The organism is Actinomadura rubteroloni (assembly GCF_002911665.1).
GTDB classification, from domain to species: Bacteria; Actinomycetota; Actinomycetes; order Streptosporangiales; family Streptosporangiaceae; genus Spirillospora; species Spirillospora rubteroloni.
Map to the genome: position 1 here is coordinate 294,689 of NZ_MTBP01000004.1, position 22,866 is coordinate 317,554.

Below are 22,866 nucleotides of genomic sequence, written 5' to 3' on the forward strand. Positions count from 1 at the left end.
GGGGGCACGCCCCCAGCCTCGCCGGGAACCGAGTTGTCGTCCATGCGCGGGTTGCGGGACTCTGCACGGATGCTCGAATTCCCCGACCACACGGTCCTGTCGGTCGTCGTCGGGTCCCGCGCGTACGGCCTCGCCACCGAGGACAGCGATGTGGACCGGCGCGGCGTCTTCGCCCTCCCCGCCGAACGGTTCTGGCGCCTGGACAAGCCGCCGACGCACCTGGACGGCCCCCGGCCCGAGCAGTTCTCCTGGGAGATCGAGCGCTTCTGCGCGCTGGCGCTCGCGTCCAACCCGACGGTGCTGGAGGTGCTGTGGTCGCCGCTGGCCGAGCACGTCACGCCCGTCGGCGCCGAGCTGCTGGCCGTCCGGGACGCGTTCCCGTCGCGGCGGGCCACCGAGACGTTCCTGCGCTACGCCGACCGGCAGTTCCAGAAGGCGAAGGCGGGGCTGCGCGGCGGCGGGGCGTCGCGCTGGAAGCACGTCATGCACATGCTGCGGCTGCTCATCAGCGGGAACCACCTCGCGCGGCACGGCGAACCGCTCGTGGACGTCGCCGCGCACCGGGACCGGCTGCTCGCGGTGCGGCGCGGCGAGGTGCCCTGGCCGGAGGTCGAGGCGTGGCGGGACCGGCTCGTCACGGCGTGGCCGGACGGCGCCGCGCTGCCCGCCGAGCCCGACCGGGCGCGGGTGGACGACCTGCTGGCGTCCGTGCGGCGGCGGAGCGTGCGCGCGTGAACGTCCTGCCGTCCGGCCTGGTCGACGCGCTGACCGGCGCCCACCCCTACCCGCGCGCGTTCGTGACCGTGAGCGGCGCGCACCTGTACGGCTTCCCGTCCCGCGACTCCGACGTGGACCTGCGCGGGATGCACCTGCTGCCGCTCGCGGACGTCGTCGGCCTCGCCGAGCCGCCCGAGACGTTCAGCCGCATGTGGGACCACGACGGCGTCGAGGCCGACGTCGTCACCCACGACCTCGCGAAGTTCTGCCGGCTGCTGCTGCGGCGCAGCGGCGACGTGCTGGAGCAGCTCACCTCGCCGCTCGTCGTCGCGTCGTCGCCGCTGCACGAGGAACTGCTCGGCCACCTGCCGGGCATCGTCACGACGCGGTTCGCCCACCACTACCTCGGGTTCGGGCGCGGCCGGTGGCGCGCGTTCGAGGAGTCGGGACGGCTGAAGCCGCTGCTCTACGCGTTCCGCGCACTCACGACGGGCGTCCACCTGATGCGGACCGGCGAGGTCGAGGCGGACCTGACCCGGCTCGCCCCCGTGTACGGCCCGGCGTACCTGCCCGAGCTGATCGCGGCCAAGCGGGAGGCCGAGCAGGGGGCGCTCCCGGCGGATGCGCCGTCGCGGGCGCGGCTGGCCGCCGACGTGGCCGCGCTCGCCGACCGGCTGGAGGACGAGCGGGACGGTTCTCCGCTGCCCGACGAACCGCCCGCCCGTCCTGACCTGCATGCCTTTGTTGTCCGGATACGCCTGGCAATGGAACGGTGACTCAGGGCAAGTAGAGGTCGCGGGACGGCAAGGTTTGTCCAAAGGCCGCGTGGATCTCGTGATCCTCCCGGGCCGTGTGCCCCACGATCTCCGGGTGTGGCCGGTGGGCCGACCAACCCCCGGTCCGAGACGTAACGCGGAATGGAGAACACGTGCTCAAGCGACTGCTCGTCACGGGCCTCATCGGCGCGGCGGGCCTGACGGCCCTGACCGCCGGCCCGGCCCAGGCCGACGACCCGAAGTCCAACTCGCTCGTCAACGTCCAGTTCTGCCGCGACCTGGACGTCGCGGCCCTGGGGGCGGTCCTCAAGAACCTGCTCTCGGTGGTGGACGAGCACGGCGACTGCTACAACGGCTCGTCGGTCACCAACCAGCACAACCAGATCGCCGTGCACCGCGACGGCGGCAAGCACGAGCACGGCAAGCCGCACGACCCGCACGGGCTGCCCAACACCCGCTGACGTCCGGCCGGCCACGGGGCCGCGGCGAGCGCGACGCTCGCCGCGGCCCCGCCCGTTTTCTCCGGCGTCAGAGCGCGAAGCGCAGGGTGGCGGCGGTGCCCGCGCCGCCGGTCAGCTCGCTGAACCCCGCGTCGCCGAGGACGGCCGAGCGCAGCATCAGCGGCGTCGCCGGGGCGTGCAGGGCGCCGTCGGCGGCGGGCAGCGCGGACGCGACGGTCGCGAGCGCGCGCGGCTCGTCCGGCGACCCGTACAGCCACGGCTCCCCGCCCCGGTCGGCGCCGAGCAGCAGCGTCTCCACCCGGCCGTCGGTGAGCGCCCGCAGCGTCCCGGGCGCGTCGTCCACGGCGGTGCCCTGCGAGATGCGGTCGTGGAAGTCGTCGATGACGTCCTCGCGGCCGCCGGCCGTCACGTCCTCCAGCGCGGCGTCCACGGACTCGCGCAGCGCCCCGGCCGCGTCGTGGTCGGCGCGCCCGCCGGGCAGTTCGACCACCGGCGGCTCCAGGGCGTCCAGATGGGCGCGGAGCAGGCCGATCGCGCGCTGGTCGCCGCCCACGAACACGACGGCGGCGCCGACGTCGCGGACGGCCCGCGCCACGTCCTGCGCGACCTGCTCGGCGTTCTTCTCCCACACGTTCTCCGAGTGCCGCTGGTAGTGGCTGCTGGCCATCCCGCCGCCCCGGACCTTGTGGACGTGCAGACTGCCGCCGTTGAAGAACCGCGCGGTCGCCGGGTCGGGCACCGCGACGTCGTAGGCGAACACGTCCGCGCCCTCGCGGTCGACGGCCGCCACCACGTAGGGGAGCAGCCGGCCGCGGTCCAGGACGAGGTCGAACGGGTCGGGGACGGGCAGCCAGGACGCGCGGTCCCGGACGGGCGGGCGCGCCATCGTGTGGACGGCCAGCACCTCGCCGTCCGCCGCGAACACCGCCTCGCCCTGCGGCCCGCCGATGCCCCGGACGCCCCCGGCCACCGACTCCATCGCGTCGAGCGTCGCGGCGTCCGCGCCCTGCCGCGCGAGGTCCTCGCGCAGCGCCCGCCAGCGCAGCTCGATCATCTTCTCCGCGTCGGGCGTGTCGCGCGTGGTGTCCAGGCAGGCCGACGCCACGGGTCCGCCGGACTCGTACAACGGTCGAAGGAAAGCGAGGTCCATGCGGTACCGATACACGTCTGGCGTCCGGTTAATCGTTGTTCGGCCGGGAATCTGATGCCCGGTTGCCACCATTTTGCGAGCCTCGCCGCGCAATCTTGATCATGCCTTGGGTTACCGGGGCCACGGGCGCGGACATCCCCGGAGCGTCGGCGGCGACCCCGGGGAGGGCAGGACATGCACGTGACGGCCCGGCTCCCCGAGCGGCTGCGCCTCGGCAAGTTCACCCTCCTCGCGTCCGTCGCGACCGCCGCCGCGGTCCTGTCCTGGATCGGGGACCCGGCGAAGGGCCCGGTCTGGACGCGGATCCTGGCCTGGTTCGGCGCGCTCGTGTTCTGCGTGGCCGGGCTCGCGGCGACGTTCCGCCTGGGCGAGGAGACCCGCCGGGTGACGCTCTCGGTGCTCGGCGACTCCCGCGCCGGGCTCGCCCGCGTGTCGGTGGTGCTGCTCGGCGGGATGCTCGTCATCCTGCTGGCGCTGACGCTCGTCCGGGTGCCGATCGGGCAGCTCATCCTCGGCGGCGCGGTCATCGGCGCGCTGCTCGGCATCGCGGGCCAGCAGACGCTCGCGAACGTGTTCGCCGGGATCGTCATGCTGTACGCGCGGCCGTTCGCGATCGGCGACCAGGTGACGATCCGGTCCGGCCCGCTCGGCGGGCCGCTGGTGGGCGTCGTCCAGCAGATCGGCCTGCTCTACGTCGAGATGGACAGCAAGGACGGACGGGTCTCGGTCCCCAACACCCAGATGCAGCTCGCCGCGATCACCCACCACGCGCCGGACGTCGACACCTACTCCGACGACCCGTCGGAGAACGCCTAGAGCGCCGCGTCGACGGCGTCGGGCGCGAGGATGCGGTCCAGGACCATCGCCGCGCAGCCGATCAGGCCCGCCGCGTCGCCGAGCGCGCTCGGCTCGATCCGCAGCCGGCTCGTCGCCGGGGCCGTCGCGCGCCGGTAGACCTCGGCGCGGACGCCCGCGACCAGCGGCTCGTAGGCGCCGGTGAGGTCGCCGCCGAGCACGACCAGCTCCGGGTTCAGCAGGTTCACCGCGCCCGCGATGACGGTGCCGATCCGTCCGCCCGCCTCGCGGACGAGCGCGACCGCGTCCGGGTCGCCCGCGCGGGCCAGCGCCGACAGCGCGGCCAGGTCGGCGGCGGGGGAGCGGGCCAGCAGCGCGGCGCCGCCCGCGACGGCCTCCAGGCAGTCGGCGGCGCCGCACCGGCAGGGCGTCCCGCCGCCGCCCGCGACCGCGATGTGCCCGATCTCGCCCGCCGCCCCGAACGCGCCGCGCTGGATCCGGCCGCCCATGATCAGCCCGGCGCCGATGCCGGTGGACAGCTTGACGAACAGGACGTCGCCGGCGCCGCGCGCCGCGCCCGCGTGGTGCTCGCCGAGCGCCGCCGCGTTCACCTCGTTGTCCAGGAACGCCGGGACGCCGAACCGCGCGGCGACGGCCGGGGACGGGTCCGAGCCCGCCCACCGGCCCGCCTCCATCGCGTCCGGCACGCCGAGGCCCGCGCCGCGCACCGGGACGAGCGGCGCGTCGAGCTTGGCGAGCAGGTCGTCCCAGCCGTCCAGCAGCCGGGGCAGCGCCTCGGCCGGGGACGCGCCGGGCGGCAGGTCGGCGTCGGAGCTGATGACGACCCGTCCGGCGAGGTCGCAGACGGCGAGCTGGCCGCGCGAGTGCCCGAGGTTGGCGACCAGGACCGTCCCGCCGGACGCGTCGAACTCCAGGCGCGCGGGCGGCCGGCCGCCGGTGGACGGCCCGTCCGCGCGCTCGGTGAGCAGCCCGGCGGCGAGCAGCGCGGCGACGCGCGCGGCGACGGCGGGCCGCGACAGGCCGGTGACGCGGCCGAGTTCGGCGCGGGTGCCGACGCCCTCGACGCGGACGAGGCGCAGCAGGTCGCCACCGGTGGCGGGACGTCTGGTCATCCCGCCAGTGAAGCACGGCCGAATTCGGTTCGTCCATTTGATGGAAGTTCGGGTCTTTTGTCAGCTGGGCTGCGAAAGTACGCTTGTCGCGATCGCCGATGTCTCGGTAGGTTGCGGCACGCCGCCCGATCCCGCCCCGAGGAGCGTCACCCGTGAGCAGCCCGCATCCCGTCCTCGCCCGCGTCACCGCCCGGATCGCCGAGCGCAGCGCCGCGACCCGCGCCGCCTACCTGGACCGGATCGCCGACGCCCGGCTCGCCGGGCCCGCGCGCGGCGCGCTCGGCTGCGCCAACCTCGCCCACGGCTTCGCCGCCTGCTCGCCCGGCGACAAGCTGCTGCTGCGCGGCGCCGCCACCCCGAACATCGCGATCGTGTCCGCCTACAACGACATGCTGTCGGCGCACCAGCCGCTCAAGGACTACCCCGACCGGCTGAAGGCCGTGATCGCGGCGGCGGGCGGCACCGCGCAGTTCGCGGGCGGCGTCCCCGCGATGTGCGACGGCATCACGCAGGGCCGCGCGGGCATGGAGCTGTCGCTGTTCAGCCGGGACGTCGTCGCGATGGCCACCGCGATCGCGCTGTCGCACGACATGTTCGACGGGGCGCTGCTGCTCGGCGTCTGCGACAAGATCGTCCCGGGGCTGGTGATCGGCGCGCTGACGTTCGGGCACCTGCCCGCGATCCTCGTCCCGGCCGGGCCGATGGCGTCCGGGCTGCCGAACGCCGAGAAGGCCGCCGTCCGCAAGCGCCACGCCGCCGGGGAGATCGGCCGCGACGAACTGCTCGCCGCCGAGGCCGAGTCCTACCACTCGCCGGGCACCTGCACGTTCTACGGCACCGCGAACTCCAACCAGCTCCTCATGGAGGTCATGGGCCTGCACCTGCCGGGCGCGAGCTTCGTCCCGCCGGGCACGCCGCTGCGCGACGCGCTCACCGACGCCGCCGGGCGCCGCGTCCTGGAGCTGACCGCGCTCGGGACCGCGTACACGCCGGTCGGGGAGCTGCTGGACGAGCGGGCGTTCGCCAACGCCGTCGTCGCGCTGCTGGCCACCGGCGGGTCGACCAACCACACGCTGCACCTGGTCGCGATGGCCGCCGCCGCGGGCCTGGAGCTGACCTGGGACGACTTCGACGAGCTGTCCCGCGTCACGCCGCTGCTCACCCGGCTCTACCCCAACGGCACCGCCGACGTGAACCACTTCCACGCGGCGGGCGGAACGGCGTTCCTCATCGGCGAGCTGATCGACGCGGGCCTGCTGCACGCCGACGCCCGCACGGTCGGCGGCGCCACCCTGGCCGACTACCGCTCGGTCCCCGCGCTGGACGGTGACGCGCTCGCCTACACGCCCGTCCCCGCCGAGTCCGGCGACCGGACGGTCCTGCGTCCCGTCGCCGACCCGTTCGACGAGCACGGCGGCCTGCACACCGTGACGGGCAACCTCGGCCGCGCGGTCGTCAAGGTGTCGGCGGTCGCGCCCGAGCGCCGCGTCGTGGAGGCACCGGCCCGCGTGTTCGCGTCCCAGGACGAGTTGCAGCGCGCGTTCAAGGCGGGCGAGCTGGAGCACGACCTCGTGGCCGTCGTCCGCTTCCAGGGGCCGAGCGCCAACGGGATGCCCGAGCTGCACAAGCTCACCCCGCCGCTGTCGGTCCTCCAGGACCGGGGCCACCGCGTCGCGCTCGTCACCGACGGGCGGATGTCGGGGGCGTCGGGCTCGGTGCCCGCCGCGATCCACGTGTCGCCCGAGGCGGCGGCGGGCGGGCCGCTGGCCAGGGTCCGCGACGGCGACGTCGTCCGGCTCGACGCCGACAAGGGCCTGCTCGAAGTGCTCGTCCCCGACGACGAGCTGGCCGCCCGGGAGCCCGCCGGGGGCGCTCCCGGGCCGGCGGCCGGCACCGGGCGGGAGCTGTTCGCCGCGTTCCGCGCGGCGGTCGGCCCCGCCGAACTGGGCGCCGGGACGTTCCGGTGACGCGCCCCTGGCTCGTCGCCGACATCGGCGGCACCAACGCCCGCTTCGCGCTGCTGGACGGCCCCGGCGCCCCGCCCGAGCGCCTGGCCGTCCTGCCCACCGCCGGGCATGCCGGGCTCACCGAGACCGCCGCCGCCTACCTGGAGCGGCACGCGTCCGGGGTCCGGCCCGCCGCCGCGTGCCTGGCCGTCGCGGGCCCGGTCGCGGGCGGCCGGTTCCGGCTGACCAACGCGGGCTGGCCCGCCGACACCGCCGACAGCGTCGCCGCCCGGCTCGGCATCCCGCACGTGGACGTCATCAACGACTTCGAGGCCCTCGCCCGCGCCCTGCCCGTCCTCGGCCCCGCCGACGTCGCCGACATCGGCCCGCCGGTCCCGTCCGGCGACGGGCCGCTCGCCGTCGTCGGCCCCGGCACCGGGCTCGGCACGGCGGGCCTCGTGCGCACGCCGTCCGGCTGGGTGCCGCTGCCCGGCGAGGGCGGCCAGGTCGACGCGCCCGCCGCCACCGACCGCGAGATCGAGGTCGTGCGGCTGCTGCGCGCCGAGCACGGGTCGGGCGCCGCCGAGCTGCTGCTGTCCGGGAACGGACTCGCCCGCCTGTACCGGTATCTGGCGGCGCTCGACGGCGACCCGGCCCGTCCGCTCACCGCCGCGCAGATCTGCGCGCGCGAGGACGACCGGCGCTGCGCCGAGGCCGTCGCGATGTTCTGCGCGCTGCTCGGCTCGTACGCGGGCAACGTCGCGCTGACGCTCGGGGCGCGCGGCGGCGTCCACCTCGGCGGCGGCATCCTGCCGCGCATCGCGGGGGCGCTGCGCGCGAGCGCGTTCCGCACCCGGTTCGAGGCCAAGCCGCCGGTCGCCGAGTACCTGGCCGCGATCCCGACGCGGCTGATCGTCCATCCCGGCCCGGCCCTGGCCGGGGCCGCCGCCAAACTCGCCCTGGAGGCCGCGTGAACGCCGACTCTCTGCTCGACCTCGCCCCGGTGGTGCCGGTGGTCGTCCTGGACGACGCCGGCGCCGCCGTCCCGCTCGCCCGCGCGCTCGTCGCGGGCGGCCTGCCGGTCATCGAGCTGACGCTGCGCACGCCCGCCGCGCTGCCCGCGATCGAGCGCGTCGCCGCCGAGGTCCCGGACGCGGTCGTCGGCGCGGGCACCGTCGTGCGCCGCGCGGACGCCGAGCGGGCCGCCAAGGCGGGCGCCCGGTTCCTCGTCAGCCCCGGCTGCACGCCCGCGCTGCGCGCCGCGATGGCCGACACCGGCGTGCCGTTCCTGCCCGGCGTCGCGACGGCGTCCGAGGCGCTGGCCCTGCTGGAGGAGGGCGTGACGGCCCTGAAGTTCTTCCCCGCCGAGGCGGCGGGCGGCGTGCCCTACCTGAAGGCGCTCGGCGGGCCGCTGCCGCAGGCCCGCTTCTGCCCGACCGGCGGCGTGACGCTCGCGAACGCGCCCGGCTATCTCGGGTTGCCGAACGTCGGCTGCGTCGGCGGGACGTGGCTGACGCCGCGCGACGCGATCGCCGCCGGGGACTGGACGCGGATCGAGGAGCTGGCCCGCACCGCCGCCGCGCTGCGCTGACGGTCACCGGGACGTCCCCCGCCGGAGGGGTTGTGTTCTCCGGCGGGACGTCTACCGTGGTCGGCGTGGCCTTCCGTCGTACGGGCGGCACCCCGCCCGCACCGCCTGCACCGACCGTCCCCCGGGTCCGGATCGCCGCGCGCGACCCGGCGGTCGCCGGGCGGCTGGCCGCCGCGCTGACCGGCGCCGGGCTGGCGGAGACGTCCGGCGAGCCGCCCGACGTCGTCCTGCTCGATCTCGGGCCGCCCCGCGAAGGGCTCGCCGTCCTCGCCGGGCTGCTCGCCGGGGACGGGCCGCCCGCCGTGCTCGTGCTGACCGGTGAGCGGCCCGACCGGCACGTCCTGCGGGCGCTGCGCGCGGGCGCGCGGGGGTTCGTGCCCGGCGCGCTCACCGGGGCCGCGCTCGCCGACGCGGTCCGCGCGGCGGCGGCCGGACGGACCGTGCTCGGCCCCGGCGAGCCGCCCGGCCCGGCCGCGCTCGGCCGGGTGCGGGCGCTGCCGGAGGCGGACGCCGCCGTCCTCGCCTGTCTCGGCGAGGGCCTGTCGGACCGGCAGATCGCGCGGTGCCTGCGGCTGCGCCGCGGATCCGCCGACCGGCACGTCGCCCGCGTCGTCGGCCGGCTCGGGTGCGCCGACCGGGTCGAGGCGGGGCTGCTCGCCTTCGCTGCGGGCCTCTAGACCCGCTGCGACCCGTGGCGGCGCCGGGCGTGGACGAACGCGCGTCCCGTCCAGGCCACCAGCGCGATCGTGAACACGGCGGCGAACGCCGCGCCGATCCCGGCCGTCCACAGCAGCGCGGCGAACATCAGCGCCAGGAGCGGGAACACCGCGCGCTGCCGGTGGTGGTGCGGGCGGCCGTGCCGGAAGCCCCGGTGCAGGTCGCGCTGCGCCCGTGCCTGCGTGCGCATCGCCTGCCGCATCGCGTGCTGCATCTCGCGTCCGCCGAGCGGCCCGAAGACGGCCCGGAACGGGAACTCCGGCTCGGGCAGGCCGTTCGGGCCGGGCAGGTCGGCGACGAGCCGCCGCAGGTCCCCGGTGGTCTTGGCGGACAGGACGCCGTCCAGCCGCTCCTCCAGCTCGCCCCGGTCCAGCCGGCCCTGCGCGAAGTGGTCGTGCAGGGCCGTCGCCACGGCGTCGCGCTCGGTGTCGCCGACGCGCAGGTCGTCGGTGGTCACGGGTGCTCCTCCGGGTCCGTCGCGGGGGCGTCGGGGGTGCCGTCGGCGGGGGCGTCCCCGGCGAGGATGCGGTACAGGTCGCGGCGCGCGTCGGCGAGCACCGCGCGGGCCCGCGCGACCTGCTCGGGCGAGCCGGACCGGACGACCTGCATGACGGCCGCGCCGGTCTGCGCGGCCTCCTTGAACAGGTCCGGGACGTTCTCCCCGAACGCGGGCGTCATCGCCGCCCACGGCTCGGCCAGCTCGTCGGCGTGCTCGGCGGCGTGCGCGCGGCCCGCGTCGGTGAGCCGGAAGGTGCGGCGCCCGCCCTCCTCCTCGCCCTCGATCAGGCCCTCGTCGGCGAGCTGCTGGAGCGCCGGGTAGACGGCGCCGGGGCTCGGTCGCCAGCCGCCGCCGCTGCGCTCCTCGATCTCCTGGATGATCTGGTAGCCGTTGCGGGGCTCCTCGGCGAGCAGGCTGAGGATCGCCGCCCGGACGTTCCCGCGCGGGGCCTTGGGCGGACGTCCGGGCCCGCGCCCGAAGCCGCCGAAGCCGGGCGGGCCGCCGAACGGGACGCCGCCGAACCCGAATCCGAAGCCGCCCTCGTGGGCGCCGGGTCCGTCGCCGTGGGCATGGGCGTGCAGGTGCCGGGCGGCCTTGGCGCCGAGGGCGAACGCGCCGAGGGCCTGCCACGGGCCGGGGCCGGGGCCGGGGGATCCGCGCATCGTGATCTCCTTCTCTCGATCCGTCTGTGATCCTTCGCGATACAGCAACGATATATCGCCAACGCTCGGAACGGAAGGGGAGTTCCCGGGATCCCCGCCCGGCCCGGTAACTTGATGTCGAGATAAATCAGAGATAGCTTGACGTCAAGAGAATTCCTGCGGAAGTTAGGCGGACCCGGGTCATGCCCGGGGTCGCGACTACGGCAGGATGCAGGGAAGAGACGAGGCCCTGCGGCCGAGGCCCGGAGGGAACGCCCCCCGGGACCCGGGCCGCGCGCAGGGGTCGCCACAGCCAGAGATTGCGCCGCGTCGTCATGTCCCGGACCGGACCGCGCGGTGGTGACGGAGGAGGAGTCCGTGTCCGCGAACAGCTTCGGCAGCCGTAGCACGCTGCAGGTGGGCGACAGGTCCTACGAGATCTTCCGGCTGGACGCCGTCGAGGGCTCGGCCAGGCTCCCGTACAGCCTCAAGGTCCTGTTGGAGAACCTGCTGCGCACCGAGGACGGTGCCAACGTCACCGCCGACCACATCCGCGCGCTCGCCGGGTGGGACGCCTCCGCCCAGCCGAGCCGCGAGATCCAGTTCACCCCGGCCCGCGTGATCATGCAGGACTTCACCGGCGTGCCGTGTGTCGTCGACCTCGCCACGATGCGCGAGGCCGTCCGCGACCTCGGCGGCGACCCGACGAAGATCAACCCGCTGGCGCCCGCCGAGATGGTCATCGACCACTCCGTCATCGTCGACTACTTCGGCACGCCGGACGCCTTCGAGCGCAACGTCCAGGTCGAGTACGAGCGCAACAAGGAGCGCTACCAGTTCCTGCGCTGGGGCCAGACCGCGTTCGACGAGTTCAAGGTCGTCCCGCCCGGCACCGGCATCGTGCACCAGGTGAACATCGAGCACCTGGCCCGCGTCGTGTTCGACCGGGGCGGCGTCGCCTACCCCGACACCTGCGTCGGCACCGACTCGCACACGACGATGGAGAACGGCATCGGCGTCCTCGGCTGGGGCGTCGGCGGCATCGAGGCCGAGGCCGCGATGCTCGGCCAGCCGATCTCCATGCTCATCCCGCGCGTCGTCGGCTTCAAGCTGACCGGCGAACTGCCCGCGGGCACCACCGCCACCGACCTCGTCCTCACGATCACCGAGATGCTGCGCCAGCACGGCGTCGTCGGCAAGTTCGTCGAGTTCTACGGCGAGGGCGTCGCCGCGCTGCCGCTGGCCAACCGCGCCACGATCGGCAACATGAGCCCCGAGTTCGGCTCCACCTGCGCGATCTTTCCGATCGACGGCGAGACGCTGGCCTACCTGCGGCTCACCGGCCGCAGCGAGGAGCAGATCGCGCTGGTCGAGGCGTACGCCAAGGAGCAGGGCCTCTGGCTGGACCCGGCCGGCGAGCCGGAGTTCTCCGAGTACCTGGAGCTGGACCTGACGACGGTCGTCCCGTCGCTGGCCGGCCCGAAGCGCCCGCAGGACCGCATCGCGGTGTCGGACGCCAAGGCCACCTGGCGCCGCGACGTCCGCAACTACGTCACCACCGGCTACGGCCCGGCGGACGAGGCAAGCGACGAGTCCTTCCCCGCGTCGGACTCGCCCGCCAACAGCCAGAACAGCCCGGCCGACCGGCCGCGCGCCGCCGCCGCGACCGTCGGGTCCCGGCCGCACAACCCGGTCACCGTCAAGCTCGGCGACGGCACCGAGTTCGAGCTGGACCACGGCGCGGTCGCCGTCGCGGCCATCACGTCCTGCACCAACACGTCCAACCCGTACGTGATGGTCGGCGCGGGCCTGCTCGCCAAGAAGGCCGTCGAGAAGGGCCTCACCCGCAAGCCGTGGGTGAAGACCTCGCTGGCGCCCGGCTCCCAGGCCGTCACCGACTACCTGGAGCGCGCGGGCCTCACGCCCTACCTCGACAAGATCGGCTACAACCTCGTCGGGTACGGCTGCACGACCTGCATCGGGAACACCGGGCCGCTCCAGCCGGAGATCTCCCAGGCCGTCAACGACAACGACCTCGCCGTCACGGCCGTCCTGTCGGGCAACCGCAACTTCGAGGGCCGCATCAGCCCCGACGTGAAGATGAACTACCTGGCGTCCCCGCCGCTGGTCATCGCCTACGCGCTGGCCGGGACGATGGACATCGACATCCTCAACGACCCGATCGCCGAGGGCGCCGACGGCCCGGTCTACCTGCGCGACATCTGGCCCGCGCCGGAGGAGGTCGCCGAGATCGTCACCTCGTCCATCGGCCAGGACATGTTCACCAAGAACTATGCCGACGTGTTCAAGGGCGACGAGCGCTGGCGCGGCCTCGACATCCCGACCGGCGGCACGTTCGAGTGGGACCCGGACTCCACCTACGTCCGCAAGGCCCCGTACTTCGACGGCATGGCGCACGAGCCCGCCCCGGTCACCGACATCCACGGCGCGCGCGTGCTCGCCAAGCTCGGCGACTCGGTCACCACCGACCACATCTCCCCGGCGGGCTCGATCAAGGTCGGCACCCCGGCCGCGCAGTACCTCCAGGCCAACGGCGTGGACGTCCGCGACTTCAACTCCTACGGCTCCCGGCGCGGGAACCACGAGGTGATGATCCGCGGCACGTTCGCCAACATCCGGCTGCGCAACCAGCTCCTGGACGGCGTCGAGGGCGGCTACACCCGCGACTTCACGCAGGACGGCGCCCCGCAGTCCTACATCTACGACGCGGCGCAGAACTACGCGGCGCAGAGCACCCCGCTCGTCGTCCTCGCGGGCAAGGAGTACGGCTCGGGGTCCTCGCGCGACTGGGCCGCCAAGGGCACCGCGCTGCTCGGCGTCCGCGCCGTCATCGCGCAGTCCTACGAGCGCATCCACCGCTCGAACCTCATCGGCATGGGCGTCCTGCCGCTGCAGTTCGCCGCCGGCGAGTCGGCGGAGTCGCTCGGCCTGACGGGCACCGAGACCTTCGACATCGTCGGGGTCGAGGCGCTGAACGAGGGCGGCGTCCCCGAGACGGTGACGGTGAAGGCCGACGGCAGGGAGTTCACCGCCGTCGTCCGGATCGACACCCCCGGCGAGGCCGACTACTACCGCAACGGCGGGATCATGCAGTACGTCCTGCGGAACCTGCTGCGCAAGTAGCCACAACGTGTGAAGGGCCGCCTCCCCGGTGCGGGGGGCGGCCCTTCCGCTTCGCGGGCCGGCGGACGGGTAGGCCGGGCGTGGAATAAGCGCGCCGGTTCCGGAGATTGGATCCAGGTATGGCAGACCTGAAAACCATAGGATCCCTGGACGTCTTCCCGCTCGCGCTCGGCGGCAACGTGTTCGGCTGGACGGCCGACCGCGCGACCTCCTTCGCCGTCCTGGACGGGTACGTCGCGGGCGGCGGCAACTTCGTGGACACCGCCGACGTCTACAGCGCGTTCGCCCCCGGCAACCGGGGCGGCGAGTCCGAGACGATCATCGGCGAGTGGCTGGCGGCGCGCGGCAACCGCGACGACGTCGTCATCGCCACCAAGGCCGCCCGGCACCCCGACTACATGGGGCTGAAGCCCGAGACGCTGAAGGCCGCCGCCGACGCGTCGCTGCGGCGCCTCGGGACGGACCGGATCGACCTGTTCTACACGCACTTCGACGACCCGGACGTCCCGGTGGAGGAGATCGTCACGGCGCTGGACGACCTCGTCCGGGCCGGGAAGGTCCGCGAGATCGCCGCGTCCAACATCGAGCCGGACCGGCTGGCGGCGTCCGTCGCGTTCAGCGAGGCCGAGGGCAAGGCCCGCTACGTCGCGCTCCAGCCGCACTACAACCTCGTGGAGCGCGACGCCTACGAGGGGCCGCTGCTGGACACCGCCGCCCGGCTCGGGCTCGTGCCGCTGCCCTACTTCGCGCTGGCGGCGGGGTTCCTGACGGGCAAGTACCGTCCGGGCCAGACCGTGGACAGCGCCCGCGCCGGACGCGCCGCCCAGTACCTGGAGACCGAGCGCGGCCCGAAGGTGCTCGCCGCGCTGGACGCCGTCGCCCGCGACCGTGACGTTCCGATCCCGTCGATCGCGCTGGCGTGGCTGGCGACGCGGCCGACCGTCGTCGCGCCGATCGCGTCCGCGCGGACGGTCGGGCAGCTCGGCCCGCTGCTCCGGTTCCCCGGGATCGAGCTGACGGCGGCGGAGGTGGACGCGCTCACCGAGGCGTCCGCCTGACCCCGTGTGATCCGGTCGTTCAGCCGGGGGTGTACCGTCCTGCGACGTTATGCCGACTTGGGAATTCCTGCTGGTGGGCGGCCTGGCCGCGCTGCTCGGCGCGATCGTGCAGAGCAGCGTCGGCCTCGGCGTCGGGCTCGTCGCGACGCCGGTGGTGACGCTCGCCTTCCCCGACCTGATGCCGGGCGCGATCCTCGTCGCCGCGACCGTCCTGCCGCTCGCGACCCTGGCCCGCGAGGTCCGGCACGCCGACCTGCGCGGGCTGCGCTGGGCGTTCGCCGGACGCGCCGCCGGGACGCCGCTCGGCGTCTGGGTGGTCGCCTCGGTGCCGGGCCGGGCGCTGGAGGCGATGATCGGCGGGGTCGTCCTCGCCGCGCTCGCCGCGACCCTGTGGACGGCGAGCGTCCCGCGCAACCCCGGCACGCTCGGCGCCGCCGGGCTCGTCGCGGGCGCGACCGGGACGGCGTCGGGGATCGGCGGGCCGCCCATCGCGCTGCTCTACCAGCGCGACAGCGGGCCGCGCGTCCGCGCGACGCTCGCGGTCTTCTTCACGGTCGGCGCGTTCGTCTCGCTGCTCACGCTCGGCGCGGTCGGGCAGTTGCCGGCGCGGCAGGTGACGGCCGGGCTGGCGCTCACACCGTTCGTGCTCGCCGGGTTCGCCGTCGCCGGGCCCGTCCGGCGGTTCCTGGACGCCGGGCGGATGCGCGTCGCCGTGCTCGTGGTGGTCGGCACGTCGGCGGTGACCCTGATCGTGCGTAGCCTGGTCGGGTGACTCCCCCCACCAAGGCCGAGATCGCCGCCGCCCACGGCCGGTTCGTCCCGGACGTCCTGCCCGCCCCCGGCGAGCCCCTGCACGTCCTGTTCAGCGGGATCAACCCCGGCCTGTACTCGGCCGCGACCGGGCTGCACTTCGCGCGTCCCGGCAACCGCTTCTGGCCCGCCCTGCACCGCTCGGGCTTCACGCCCCGCCAGTTCGCGCCCGCCGAGCAGCACCTGCTGCCCCCGCTCGGCCTCGGCATCACCAACATCGCGCCGCGCGCCACCGCCCGCGCCGACGAGCTGACCGACGAGGAACTGCGCGCGGGCGCCGAACGCCTCGCCGCGCTCGTCGCCGAGCACGCGCCGCACTGGATCGCCATCGCGGGCGTCACGGCCTACCGGACGGCGTTCGGCCGCCCCCGCGCGAAGATCGGCCCGCAGGAGGAGCGCGTCGGGAATGCGCGCCTGTGGATCCTGCCGAACCCGAGCGGCCTCAACGCGGGCTGGACATTGGAGCCCTCGCCCCGCGCGTTCCGCGGCTCGCTCGTCGCCGAGTTCGCCCGGCTGCGCGCCGCCGCCGGCTAGGGCACGCGCGGCACGGCCGCCGCCGCGAGCATCGCCCGGACCTCGGCGATCAGCGTCGCGGTCGGCTCCCAGAGGTCCGTGCGGCCGAGCGCCACGATCGGCCGGGGGAGCGGCCGGACGTCCCCGAGCTGCCAGTGGTAGGCGTCGTCGTCGGCCCACGGCCCGCACCGGCACACGCCGAGCCCCCGCGCCGCGCTGGCGCAGACGCCGGTCAGCTCGGCGACCGCGATGACGGCCCCGATCGTCGCCAGCGGGTCGCGCGGGTTCCAGCCCGCGCTCTGCACCAGCGGCGAGTCGCACGCCTTCAGGTCCACCCGCATGGACGCGTGGACGAGCAGCGGCCCCCGGTAGGCGGTCGGCACCGGCTGGTTGGAGACGGGCTTGCCGCCGCGCGCGATGGCGAAGGCCCACGGCTGCTGGACACTGATCGCCTGCACGCGGGCACCTCCGGGGCTGGACGGGCCGCCGTCCACGGGCACGGGGCCGGAAAGATAAGGCAAAACGCTCCGGCCGGCGGGGACGGTGTGTCCGTTGGGAAAGGTCACGTCGGAAAATCACTTCCGAACGGCAAATCATGCATAAGATGATTTCTCACACCTTACGTGTCCCTGGCAAGAGGGCGCACCCCACCGCCGTCCCCCGAGCGGTGCCGAAAAACCCTTCGCCCCGCCGCTCCCGCCGTCGATTCACCGACGGCCCCGGCCGTCCGCCCGGCGCCCCGGACGGACGGCGCGAAGCCCCCGCTCCTCAGCCCGCGCTCACCACAGGACGGCGGGCGGCAGGCCCCCCGTCCCCGGGTCGGGCCACTGGGCGGGCGGGCCGAGCGGGACGAGTTCGGCCATCTGCAGCCGGTACCACGGCGACGACTCCGGACGCCCGACGAGCGCGACGCACTCGTCCCACGGCCACCACTGGGCGTCCTCCACCTCGTCGGGGTTGGGCCGGACGCCGGTCCCGGCGGTGGTGACGCGCACGACCGGGCAGCGCTCGTACTCGACCGTCCCGTCCTCCGCCACGGCGCGGTAACGGAAGGCGGGAAGAACCGGCGTGATCGTGTCCGGGGTCACGCCCAGCTCCTCGCCGAGCCGCCGGGCGACCGCGGCGCGCAGCCGCTCGCCGGGCGCGGGGTGGCCGCAGCAGCTCCCCGTCCAGACGCCCGGGAAGGTCTTCTTGCCGAGCGCCCGCCGGGTGATGAGGACGCGCCCCGCCGGGTCCGTCACGTAGGCCGAGAACGCCAGGTGGTACGGCGTCTCCTGGTGGTGACTCGCGAGCTTGGGCGCGGTTCCGACCGCTTCGTCCGCCTCGTTCAGCAGAACGATTTCTTCTACGTCCATATGCGTTCCCCGACCTGATCGTTGTTATGCGGATGATGTGTGGTGATCCCGGCGGTGCGACGGCCGAGGCCACCGCGCGGACGTGACCGGACTAAACTCGAAACGGCCCGACGAACAGAGGCCGACGAGGCCCTGCTGGAGGAGTTGAAACGCGTGACCCTGCTGGAGTCGATCAAAGGTCCGCGCGACCTCAAACGACTGGACGCCACGCAACTGCCTCATCTCGCGGCGGAGATACGCGAGGCCCTGGTGAGCGCCGTCGCCAGGACGGGCGGCCACCTCGGACCCAACCTCGGGGTCGTCGAGCTGACGATCGCCCTGCACCGCGTCTTCACCTCGCCGCACGACAAGATCCTCTTCGATACCGGTCACCAGGCCTACGTTCACAAGATGCTGACCGGGCGCCACGACTTCACGGACCTCCGTCGGCGCGGCGGCCTTTCGGGCTACCCGAGCCGGGCCGAGTCCGAGCACGACCTGATCGAGAACTCCCACGCCTCGACCGCGCTGTCCTACGCCGACGGCCTGGCCAAGGCGTTCCAGCTCCGCGGCGAGACCGACCGGGCCGTGGTCGCCGTCGTCGGCGACGGCGCGCTCACCGGCGGCATGTGCTGGGAGGCGCTGAACAACATCGCGGCGGGCGTGGACCGGCCGGTCATCATCGTCGTCAACGACAACGGCCGCTCCTACTCGCCGACGATCGGCGGGCTCGCCAGCCACCTCGCGGGGCTGCGCGTCACCCGGGGCTACGAGCAGGCCCTGGACCTGATCAAGAAGACCGTCCCGCGCGCTCCGGTCGTCGGGCACGCCGCCTACGAGGCGCTGCACGGCATCAAGAAGGGCCTCAAGGACGTCCTGCAGCCGCAGGCGATGTTCGAGGACCTCGGCATGAAGTACGTCGGCCCGATCGACGGCCACGACGCGGCGGCCGTCGAGGACGCGCTGCGCCGCGCCCGCGACTTCGGCCGCCCGGTGATCGTCCACGCGATCACCCAGAAGGGCCGGGGCTACGCGCCCGCCGAGAACGACACCGAGGACTGCATGCACGGCGGCGGCGCGTTCGACCCCGCCACCGGCCGGTCCGTCAGCAAGGGCGGCGGCCCGTCCTGGACGTCGGTGTTCGGCGCCGAGATGGTCGAGATCGGGGCGGAACGGTCCGACGTCGTCGCGATCACCGCCGCGATGCTGCACCCGGTCGGGCTCGCGCCCTTCGCCGAGGCCTACCCCGACCGCGTCTACGACGTCGGCATCGCCGAGCAGCACGCCGCCACGTCCGCCGCGGGCCTGGCCGCCGGCGGCCTGCACCCGGTCGTCGCGCTGTACGCCACGTTCCTGAACCGCGCGTTCGACCAGGTCCTCATGGACGTCGCGCTGCACCGCCTGCCCGTCACGTTCGCGCTGGACCGCTCGGGCGTCACCGGCGACGACGGCGCCAGCCACAACGGCATGTGGGACCTGTCGATCCTGAACCTGGTGCCGGGCCTGCGGATCGCGGTGCCGCGCGACGGGGCGCGGCTGCGCGAGCTGCTGCGCGAGTGCGTCGCCGTCGCGGACGGCCCGACCGCCGTCCGCTACCCCAAGGGCGCCGCCGCCGACGACCTGCCCGCCCTGGAGCGGATCGGGGCGCTGGACGTCCTCGCCCGGCACGACGGCACCAACGGCATGCGGGTGCTGCTGGTCGCGGCGGGCTCGATGGCGACGACGGCGGTCGCGGCGGCCGAGCTGATCGCCGCGCAGGGCATCGGCGTCACCGTCGTCGACCCGCGCTGGGTGAAGCCGCTGGACGACGCGCTGGTCGCGCTGGCCGCCGAGCACTCGCTCGTCGCGGTCGTGGAGGACAACGGCCGCACCGGCGCCGTCGGCGACGCGGTGGCGCGGCTGCTGCGCGACCACGGCAACGACGTGCCCGTCCGGACGTTCGGCATCCCGCAGGAGTTCCTGGACCACGCGTCGCGGGCGCAGATCCTCGCCGACCTCGGGCTGACCCCGCAGGGCCTCGCCCGGGACGTCACCGAGGCCGCCACCCGGCTCGCCGACACCGGGGAGGACAGCGAGCGCGCGTCGGCCGCCCACGAGTGAGCCGGTGCCCCGCGGGACGGACGCGTCCTGTGGGCCCCTCACACGCCCTCGGCGGCGCTGAGCCGCCAGGAGTGGGTCACGGACGCGGCGGCGGTGCCGAGGTCGCGTCCGGAGTACGTCCAGTGCCCGCGCAGCCGCCAGGGGCGTCCCGCGCCGTCCTGGACGAACACCTGCAGCTCGAAGCGGGCGTCGTGGGACCGGATCACCCCGGCCGCGTCGACGGAGGCGCGCAGGTCGGGCTCGCCGGCGCACCGCACGCCCATGACGCGCGTGCCCGCGTCCTGGCGCAGCAGGCCCCGGGTCAGGTCGCCGACCAGCACGGCGACGTAGTCCGGGCCGAGCCAGCGCAGGTCGGGCAGCGCGGCGGGCGGCGGGAATCCGAACAGCTCTGGACCGTCGGTCACACGCGCACCGTAGCGCCCTGGTGCGGTCCACGTCACATGTTCGGCGCTGGCGCGTCCCCGTCCGGTCGTGATCGGCCGTGGATCGGTCGGCTGGACGGGCCTTTCGCCGACCGATCAACGGTGGTGGCGGGCGTGTCGCCGTCCGCCGCTCAGGACGGAGCGCAAGCGGCGCGCATGGCGTCCCAGCGGGCGAGCTTCACGCGCTCTCCGCGGCCGAGCGAGCGGGCCAGTTCCTGCTCGGCCGCGTCGAGGTTCAGCCAGTCCCGGTAGGCGACCGTGGCGAGGCCGCGCTCGGCGAGCAGGTCCTCGACGGTGCGGACGGGCGCGGCGGGCCGCTCTTTCTCCAGGTCGGCGAGCAGGCGGGCGACGGTCTCGGCCGCGTCGGACTTGTTGGTGCCGACGACGCCGGTCGGGCCGCGCTTGACCCAGCCCGCGACGTACTCGCGGGGGACGGGCGTGCCGTCCGGGCCGAGGACGCGCCCGGCGTCGTTCGGGACGATGGACGCGCGCTCGTCGAACGGCACGCCCGGCAGCGGGACGCTCTGGTACCCGACAGAGCGCAGCACGAGCCCGGCGGGCAGCGTCTCGAACTCCCCGGTGCCGACGACGCGCCCGGCGCCGTCCGGGCGGGTGCGCTCCAGCCGCAGCGCCTCCACGCGGCCGTCGCCGAGGATCTCGACAGGTGCGCGCCAGAACCGCACGTCGATGCGGCGCGGCCGGTCCGCCGGCGGCTCGCCCGTCCACCCGGCGAGGACGGCGAGGTTGCCGCGCACCTTGCGGTCCCGCTCGGCGTGCGCCGTGTCGGCCGGGTCGAGGGCGAGGTCGGCGGGGTCGACGCGGATCCCGGCGCCGGGCAGTTCGCCCAGCTCCCGGGCCTCCTTGGTGGTGAACTTGGCCTGCGCGGGGCCGCGCCGCCCGATGAGGTGGACGCGGCGGACGCGGCTGGCGGCCAGGACGTCGAGCACCTGCTCGGGCACGTCGGTGGAGCGCAGTTCGTCGGCGGACTTGGCGAGGATCCGCACGACGTCCACGGCGACGTTGCCGACGCCGATCACCGCGACGTCCTCCACGTCGAGGTCGAAGGCGTGGTCGGCGGCGTCGGGGTGGCCGCAGTACCAGTTGACGAAGTCGGTGGCGGCGACGCTGCCGGGCAGGTCCTCGCCGGGGACGCCGAGGCGCCGGTCCACCATCGCGCCGGTCGCGTAGACGACGGCGTCGTAGCAGCTCAGCAGGTCCTCACGGGTGACGTCCGTGCCGAGTTCGAGGCAGCCGAGGAACCGGACGGCGTTGTCCTCCAGGACGCGCTGGAGGTAGCGGGCGATCGACTTGATCGAGGTGTGGTCGGGGGCGACGCCGTACCGGACGAGGCCGTACGGCGTCGGGAGCCGGTCGATGACGTCGACGCGGACCGTCCCCCCGGACTGCTTGACGAGTGCTTCGGCGGAGTAGAGCCCAGCCGGGCCCGACCCGATGACTGCGACGCGCACAGGATCCACCATGCGGGCATTGTGCACAGGCCCGCAGCGTCACCGCACCCCGGGTCACCCGACCGGGTCGATGGGAGACGTGCCGCTCAGCGGGTCGGCGGGGGTGGCGGCGGGGGTGCGCGCGAGCCCCACACGGCTGTGCCGGTAGCCGTACGCGAGATACAGGACGGTCCCGAGGACCATCCAGGCGACGAACCGCAACCATGTCTCCAGGGGAAGGTTGAGCATCACGAAGAGACACCCGAGCATGGCGAGGGCGGGCACCACCGGGACGAACGGCGCGCGGAACGCCCGGTGCAGGTCGGGACGGGTGCGGCGCAGGACCACCACGCCCACCGACACCAGGCAGAACGCGAAGAGCGTCCCGATGTTGACGAGTTCGGCGAGCTTGGCGAGCGGGATGAAGCCCGACAGCACCGCGACGACCGCGCCCATGAGGATCGTGGAGCGGTAGGGCGTGCCGAACCGGGGGTGGACGGTGGCGAGCCAGGGGGGCAGCAGGCCGTCCCGGCTCATCGCGAAGAACACCCGGCTCTGCCCGAGCAGCAGGATGAGCACGACGGTGGTGAGGCCCGCGACGGCGCCGATGCTGATGATCGTCGCGAACCCGGGGTGGCCGACGGACCGGAACGCGTCCGCGAGCGGCGCGTCCGCGCTGAGCTGTTTGTAGTTCTGCATCCCGACGACGACGAGCGACACGACCGCGTAGAGGACGGCCGTGACGATGAGCGAGCCGATGAGCCCGATCGGGACGTCGCGCTGGGGGTTGCGGGCCTCCTCGGCGGCGGTCGCGACGACGTCGAACCCGATGTAGGCGAAGAACACGACGGCGACGGCGGCGAAGATCCCGAGCCAGCCGAACGCGACCGGCGGCATCCCGAACAGGACCTGGATCAGCGGCGCCCCGCCGCCCGACACCGAACCGGTGGACTTCTCCGGCGGGATGAACGGCTTGTAGTTGGCGCCCTTGACGAAGAACAGCCCGGCGATGATCACGAGGAAGACCACCGCGACCTTGATGCCGACGACGACCGCGTTGACCCGCGAGGACACCTTGGTGCCGGTGACCAGCAGGATCGTGACGGCGAAGACCAGCAGGATCGCCGGGACGTTGACGACGCCGCCGTGCTCGCCGGGCGGATGGCTGATCGCTGCGGGCAGCGGCGCCCCGATGGTGTCCAGCAGGGACGCGGCGTACCCGGACCAGCCGACGGCGACGACGGCCGCGCCGAGGGCCAGTTCGAGGATGAGGTCCCAGCCGATGATCCAGGCGGGGAACTCGCCGAGCGTGGCGTAGGAGAACGTGTAGGCCGACCCGGCGACCGGGACGGTCGAGGAGAACTCGGCGTAGCAGAGGGCGGCGAGGCCGCAGACGACGGCGGCGAGGATGAAGGAGATCGCGACGGCGGGCCCGGCCTTCTCCTTGGCGACCTGGCCGGTGAGGACGAAGATCCCGGTGCCGATGATGACGCCCACGCCGAAGACGGTCAGGTCGAGCGCCGAAAGATCGCGGCGGAGCCGGTGCTCGGGCTCCTCGGTGTCGCGGATCGACTGTTCGACCGTCTTGGTGCGCAGGAGTTGCACCGCGCC

General features: G+C 74.5%; 22 protein-coding genes. 13 read left to right on the plus strand and 9 right to left on the minus strand.

Going from position 1 to position 22,866, the window contains the following annotated elements:
- Window positions 1-69: 69 nt before the first annotated feature.
- The 3 genes from BTM25_RS25600 (at window position 70) to BTM25_RS25610 (ending at window position 1,954) form a co-directional block, all read left to right on the plus strand.
- The gene (locus BTM25_RS25600) at window positions 70-735 is read left to right on the plus strand and encodes a nucleotidyltransferase domain-containing protein (protein WP_103565575.1); all 666 of its coding nucleotides are present in this window, start codon (window positions 70-72) and stop codon (window positions 733-735) included.
- Window positions 732-1,493, plus strand: a complete 762-nt coding sequence (locus tag BTM25_RS25605) for a nucleotidyltransferase domain-containing protein (RefSeq protein WP_168212240.1) — start codon at window positions 732-734, stop codon at window positions 1,491-1,493. The genes BTM25_RS25600 and BTM25_RS25605 overlap by 4 nt, the downstream gene beginning before the upstream one ends.
- A gap of 152 nt (window positions 1,494-1,645) precedes the next feature.
- Window positions 1,646-1,954: a hypothetical protein gene (locus BTM25_RS25610; RefSeq protein ID WP_205648267.1), complete on the plus strand. Its 309-nt coding sequence runs from the start codon at window positions 1,646-1,648 to the stop codon at window positions 1,952-1,954.
- 67 nt (window positions 1,955-2,021) lie between these two features.
- On the opposite strand, the gene BTM25_RS25615 is transcribed toward BTM25_RS25610, so the two are convergent.
- Complete coding sequence (locus tag BTM25_RS25615) at window positions 2,022-3,104, minus strand: baeRF2 domain-containing protein (protein ID WP_168212241.1); 1,083 nt, start codon at window positions 3,102-3,104, stop codon at window positions 2,022-2,024.
- 174 nt (window positions 3,105-3,278) lie between these two features.
- On the opposite strand from BTM25_RS25615, the gene BTM25_RS25620 reads away from it, so the two are divergent.
- Window positions 3,279-3,920, plus strand: coding sequence for a mechanosensitive ion channel domain-containing protein (locus BTM25_RS25620; RefSeq protein WP_103565577.1), 642 nt, complete (start codon window positions 3,279-3,281; stop codon window positions 3,918-3,920).
- On the opposite strand, the gene BTM25_RS25625 is transcribed toward BTM25_RS25620, so the two are convergent.
- Complete coding sequence (locus BTM25_RS25625) at window positions 3,917-5,032, minus strand: ROK family protein (RefSeq protein ID WP_103565578.1); 1,116 nt, start codon at window positions 5,030-5,032, stop codon at window positions 3,917-3,919. The genes BTM25_RS25620 and BTM25_RS25625 overlap by 4 nt on opposite strands.
- 152 nt (window positions 5,033-5,184) lie before the next feature.
- Between BTM25_RS25625 and edd the strand changes: the two genes are divergently transcribed.
- The 4 genes from edd (at window position 5,185) to BTM25_RS25645 (ending at window position 9,246) form a co-directional block, all read left to right on the plus strand.
- Window positions 5,185-6,999 carry a phosphogluconate dehydratase gene (gene edd / locus BTM25_RS25630; protein ID WP_103565579.1) on the plus strand — a complete coding sequence of 605 codons (1,815 nt, stop codon included), beginning with the start codon at window positions 5,185-5,187 and terminating at the stop codon, window positions 6,997-6,999.
- Window positions 6,996-7,952 (plus strand): glucokinase, encoded by a 957-nt coding sequence (gene glk / locus BTM25_RS25635; protein WP_103565580.1) that lies wholly within the window; start codon window positions 6,996-6,998, stop codon window positions 7,950-7,952. The genes edd and glk overlap by 4 nt, the downstream gene beginning before the upstream one ends.
- Window positions 7,949-8,569 (plus strand): bifunctional 4-hydroxy-2-oxoglutarate aldolase/2-dehydro-3-deoxy-phosphogluconate aldolase, encoded by a 621-nt coding sequence (gene eda / locus BTM25_RS25640; RefSeq protein ID WP_103565581.1) that lies wholly within the window; start codon window positions 7,949-7,951, stop codon window positions 8,567-8,569. Before glk ends, eda begins: the two co-directional genes overlap by 4 nt.
- A gap of 65 nt (window positions 8,570-8,634) precedes the next feature.
- Complete coding sequence (locus BTM25_RS25645; RefSeq protein WP_146059151.1) at window positions 8,635-9,246, plus strand: response regulator transcription factor; 612 nt, start codon at window positions 8,635-8,637, stop codon at window positions 9,244-9,246.
- On the opposite strand, the gene BTM25_RS25650 is transcribed toward BTM25_RS25645, so the two are convergent.
- Together BTM25_RS25650 and BTM25_RS25655 are read right to left on the minus strand one after the other, a co-directional pair.
- Complete coding sequence (locus tag BTM25_RS25650) at window positions 9,243-9,743, minus strand: DUF1707 SHOCT-like domain-containing protein (protein WP_103565583.1); 501 nt, start codon at window positions 9,741-9,743, stop codon at window positions 9,243-9,245. The genes BTM25_RS25645 and BTM25_RS25650 overlap by 4 nt on opposite strands.
- Window positions 9,740-10,447: a PadR family transcriptional regulator gene (locus tag BTM25_RS25655; RefSeq protein WP_103565584.1), complete on the minus strand. Its 708-nt coding sequence runs from the start codon at window positions 10,445-10,447 to the stop codon at window positions 9,740-9,742. Before BTM25_RS25655 ends, BTM25_RS25650 begins: the two co-directional genes overlap by 4 nt.
- A 357-nt stretch (window positions 10,448-10,804) precedes the next feature.
- Here BTM25_RS25655 and acnA point away from each other — a divergent pair, with 357 nt between their 5' ends.
- From acnA to BTM25_RS25675, 4 genes are all read left to right on the plus strand, one after another.
- A complete protein-coding gene (gene acnA, locus BTM25_RS25660; RefSeq protein ID WP_103565894.1) occupies window positions 10,805-13,570 on the plus strand; it encodes an aconitate hydratase AcnA in 2,766 nt (921 codons plus the stop codon).
- A 119-nt stretch (window positions 13,571-13,689) separates the two neighbouring features.
- Window positions 13,690-14,628 (plus strand): aldo/keto reductase, encoded by a 939-nt coding sequence (locus tag BTM25_RS25665; protein ID WP_103565585.1) that lies wholly within the window; start codon window positions 13,690-13,692, stop codon window positions 14,626-14,628.
- 49 nt (window positions 14,629-14,677) lie between these two features.
- Window positions 14,678-15,400: a sulfite exporter TauE/SafE family protein gene (locus BTM25_RS25670; protein WP_103565586.1), complete on the plus strand. Its 723-nt coding sequence runs from the start codon at window positions 14,678-14,680 to the stop codon at window positions 15,398-15,400.
- Entirely contained in the window at window positions 15,397-15,972 is a 576-nt protein-coding gene (locus tag BTM25_RS25675; protein ID WP_103565587.1) for a mismatch-specific DNA-glycosylase, read from the plus strand. Before BTM25_RS25670 ends, BTM25_RS25675 begins: the two co-directional genes overlap by 4 nt.
- Here BTM25_RS25675 and BTM25_RS25680 read toward each other — a convergent pair.
- Both BTM25_RS25680 and idi read right to left on the minus strand, forming a co-directional pair.
- Window positions 15,969-16,409 (minus strand): ASCH domain-containing protein, encoded by a 441-nt coding sequence (locus tag BTM25_RS25680; protein WP_103565588.1) that lies wholly within the window; start codon window positions 16,407-16,409, stop codon window positions 15,969-15,971. The two genes, BTM25_RS25675 and BTM25_RS25680, sit on opposite strands and share 4 nt — an antisense overlap.
- Before the next feature lie 321 nt (window positions 16,410-16,730).
- Complete coding sequence (idi, locus tag BTM25_RS25685; RefSeq protein ID WP_103565589.1) at window positions 16,731-17,306, minus strand: isopentenyl-diphosphate Delta-isomerase; 576 nt, start codon at window positions 17,304-17,306, stop codon at window positions 16,731-16,733.
- Between the two features lie 153 nt (window positions 17,307-17,459).
- On the opposite strand from idi, the gene dxs reads away from it, so the two are divergent.
- Window positions 17,460-19,385 (plus strand): 1-deoxy-D-xylulose-5-phosphate synthase, encoded by a 1,926-nt coding sequence (gene dxs, locus BTM25_RS25690; protein WP_103565590.1) that lies wholly within the window; start codon window positions 17,460-17,462, stop codon window positions 19,383-19,385.
- Between the two features lie 38 nt (window positions 19,386-19,423).
- Here the strand turns inward: dxs and BTM25_RS25695 are convergent, their stop codons facing one another.
- The 3 genes from BTM25_RS25695 to BTM25_RS25705 all read right to left on the minus strand — a co-directional run bounded on the left by BTM25_RS25695 (window position 19,424) and on the right by BTM25_RS25705 (window position 22,860).
- Complete coding sequence (locus BTM25_RS25695) at window positions 19,424-19,789, minus strand: hypothetical protein (RefSeq protein WP_103565591.1); 366 nt, start codon at window positions 19,787-19,789, stop codon at window positions 19,424-19,426.
- A gap of 149 nt (window positions 19,790-19,938) precedes the next feature.
- Window positions 19,939-21,288, minus strand: coding sequence for an FAD-dependent oxidoreductase (locus BTM25_RS25700; protein ID WP_168212242.1), 1,350 nt, complete (start codon window positions 21,286-21,288; stop codon window positions 19,939-19,941).
- A gap of 42 nt (window positions 21,289-21,330) precedes the next feature.
- Window positions 21,331-22,860 (minus strand): amino acid permease, encoded by a 1,530-nt coding sequence (locus BTM25_RS25705; protein WP_103565593.1) that lies wholly within the window; start codon window positions 22,858-22,860, stop codon window positions 21,331-21,333.
- Between the last annotated feature and the right edge of the window lie 6 nt (window positions 22,861-22,866).

Coding starts and splice junctions, on each gene's coding strand:
- BTM25_RS25625 (WP_103565578.1), bottom strand. CDS start 5,032: ATGACCAGACGTCCCGCCACCGGTGGCGACCTGCTGCGCCTCGTCCGC.
- idi (WP_103565589.1), bottom strand. CDS start 17,306: ATGGACGTAGAAGAAATCGTTCTGCTGAACGAGGCGGACGAAGCGGTC.
- BTM25_RS25665 (WP_103565585.1), top strand. CDS start 13,690: ATGGCAGACCTGAAAACCATAGGATCCCTGGACGTCTTCCCGCTCGCG.
- BTM25_RS25615 (WP_168212241.1), bottom strand. CDS start 3,104: ATGGACCTCGCTTTCCTTCGACCGTTGTACGAGTCCGGCGGACCCGTG.
- BTM25_RS25600 (WP_103565575.1), top strand. CDS start 70: ATGCTCGAATTCCCCGACCACACGGTCCTGTCGGTCGTCGTCGGGTCC.
- BTM25_RS25670 (WP_103565586.1), top strand. CDS start 14,678: ATGCCGACTTGGGAATTCCTGCTGGTGGGCGGCCTGGCCGCGCTGCTC.
- BTM25_RS25620 (WP_103565577.1), top strand. CDS start 3,279: ATGCACGTGACGGCCCGGCTCCCCGAGCGGCTGCGCCTCGGCAAGTTC.
- BTM25_RS25655 (WP_103565584.1), bottom strand. CDS start 10,447: ATGCGCGGATCCCCCGGCCCCGGCCCCGGCCCGTGGCAGGCCCTCGGC.
- BTM25_RS25700 (WP_168212242.1), bottom strand. CDS start 21,288: ATGGTGGATCCTGTGCGCGTCGCAGTCATCGGGTCGGGCCCGGCTGGG.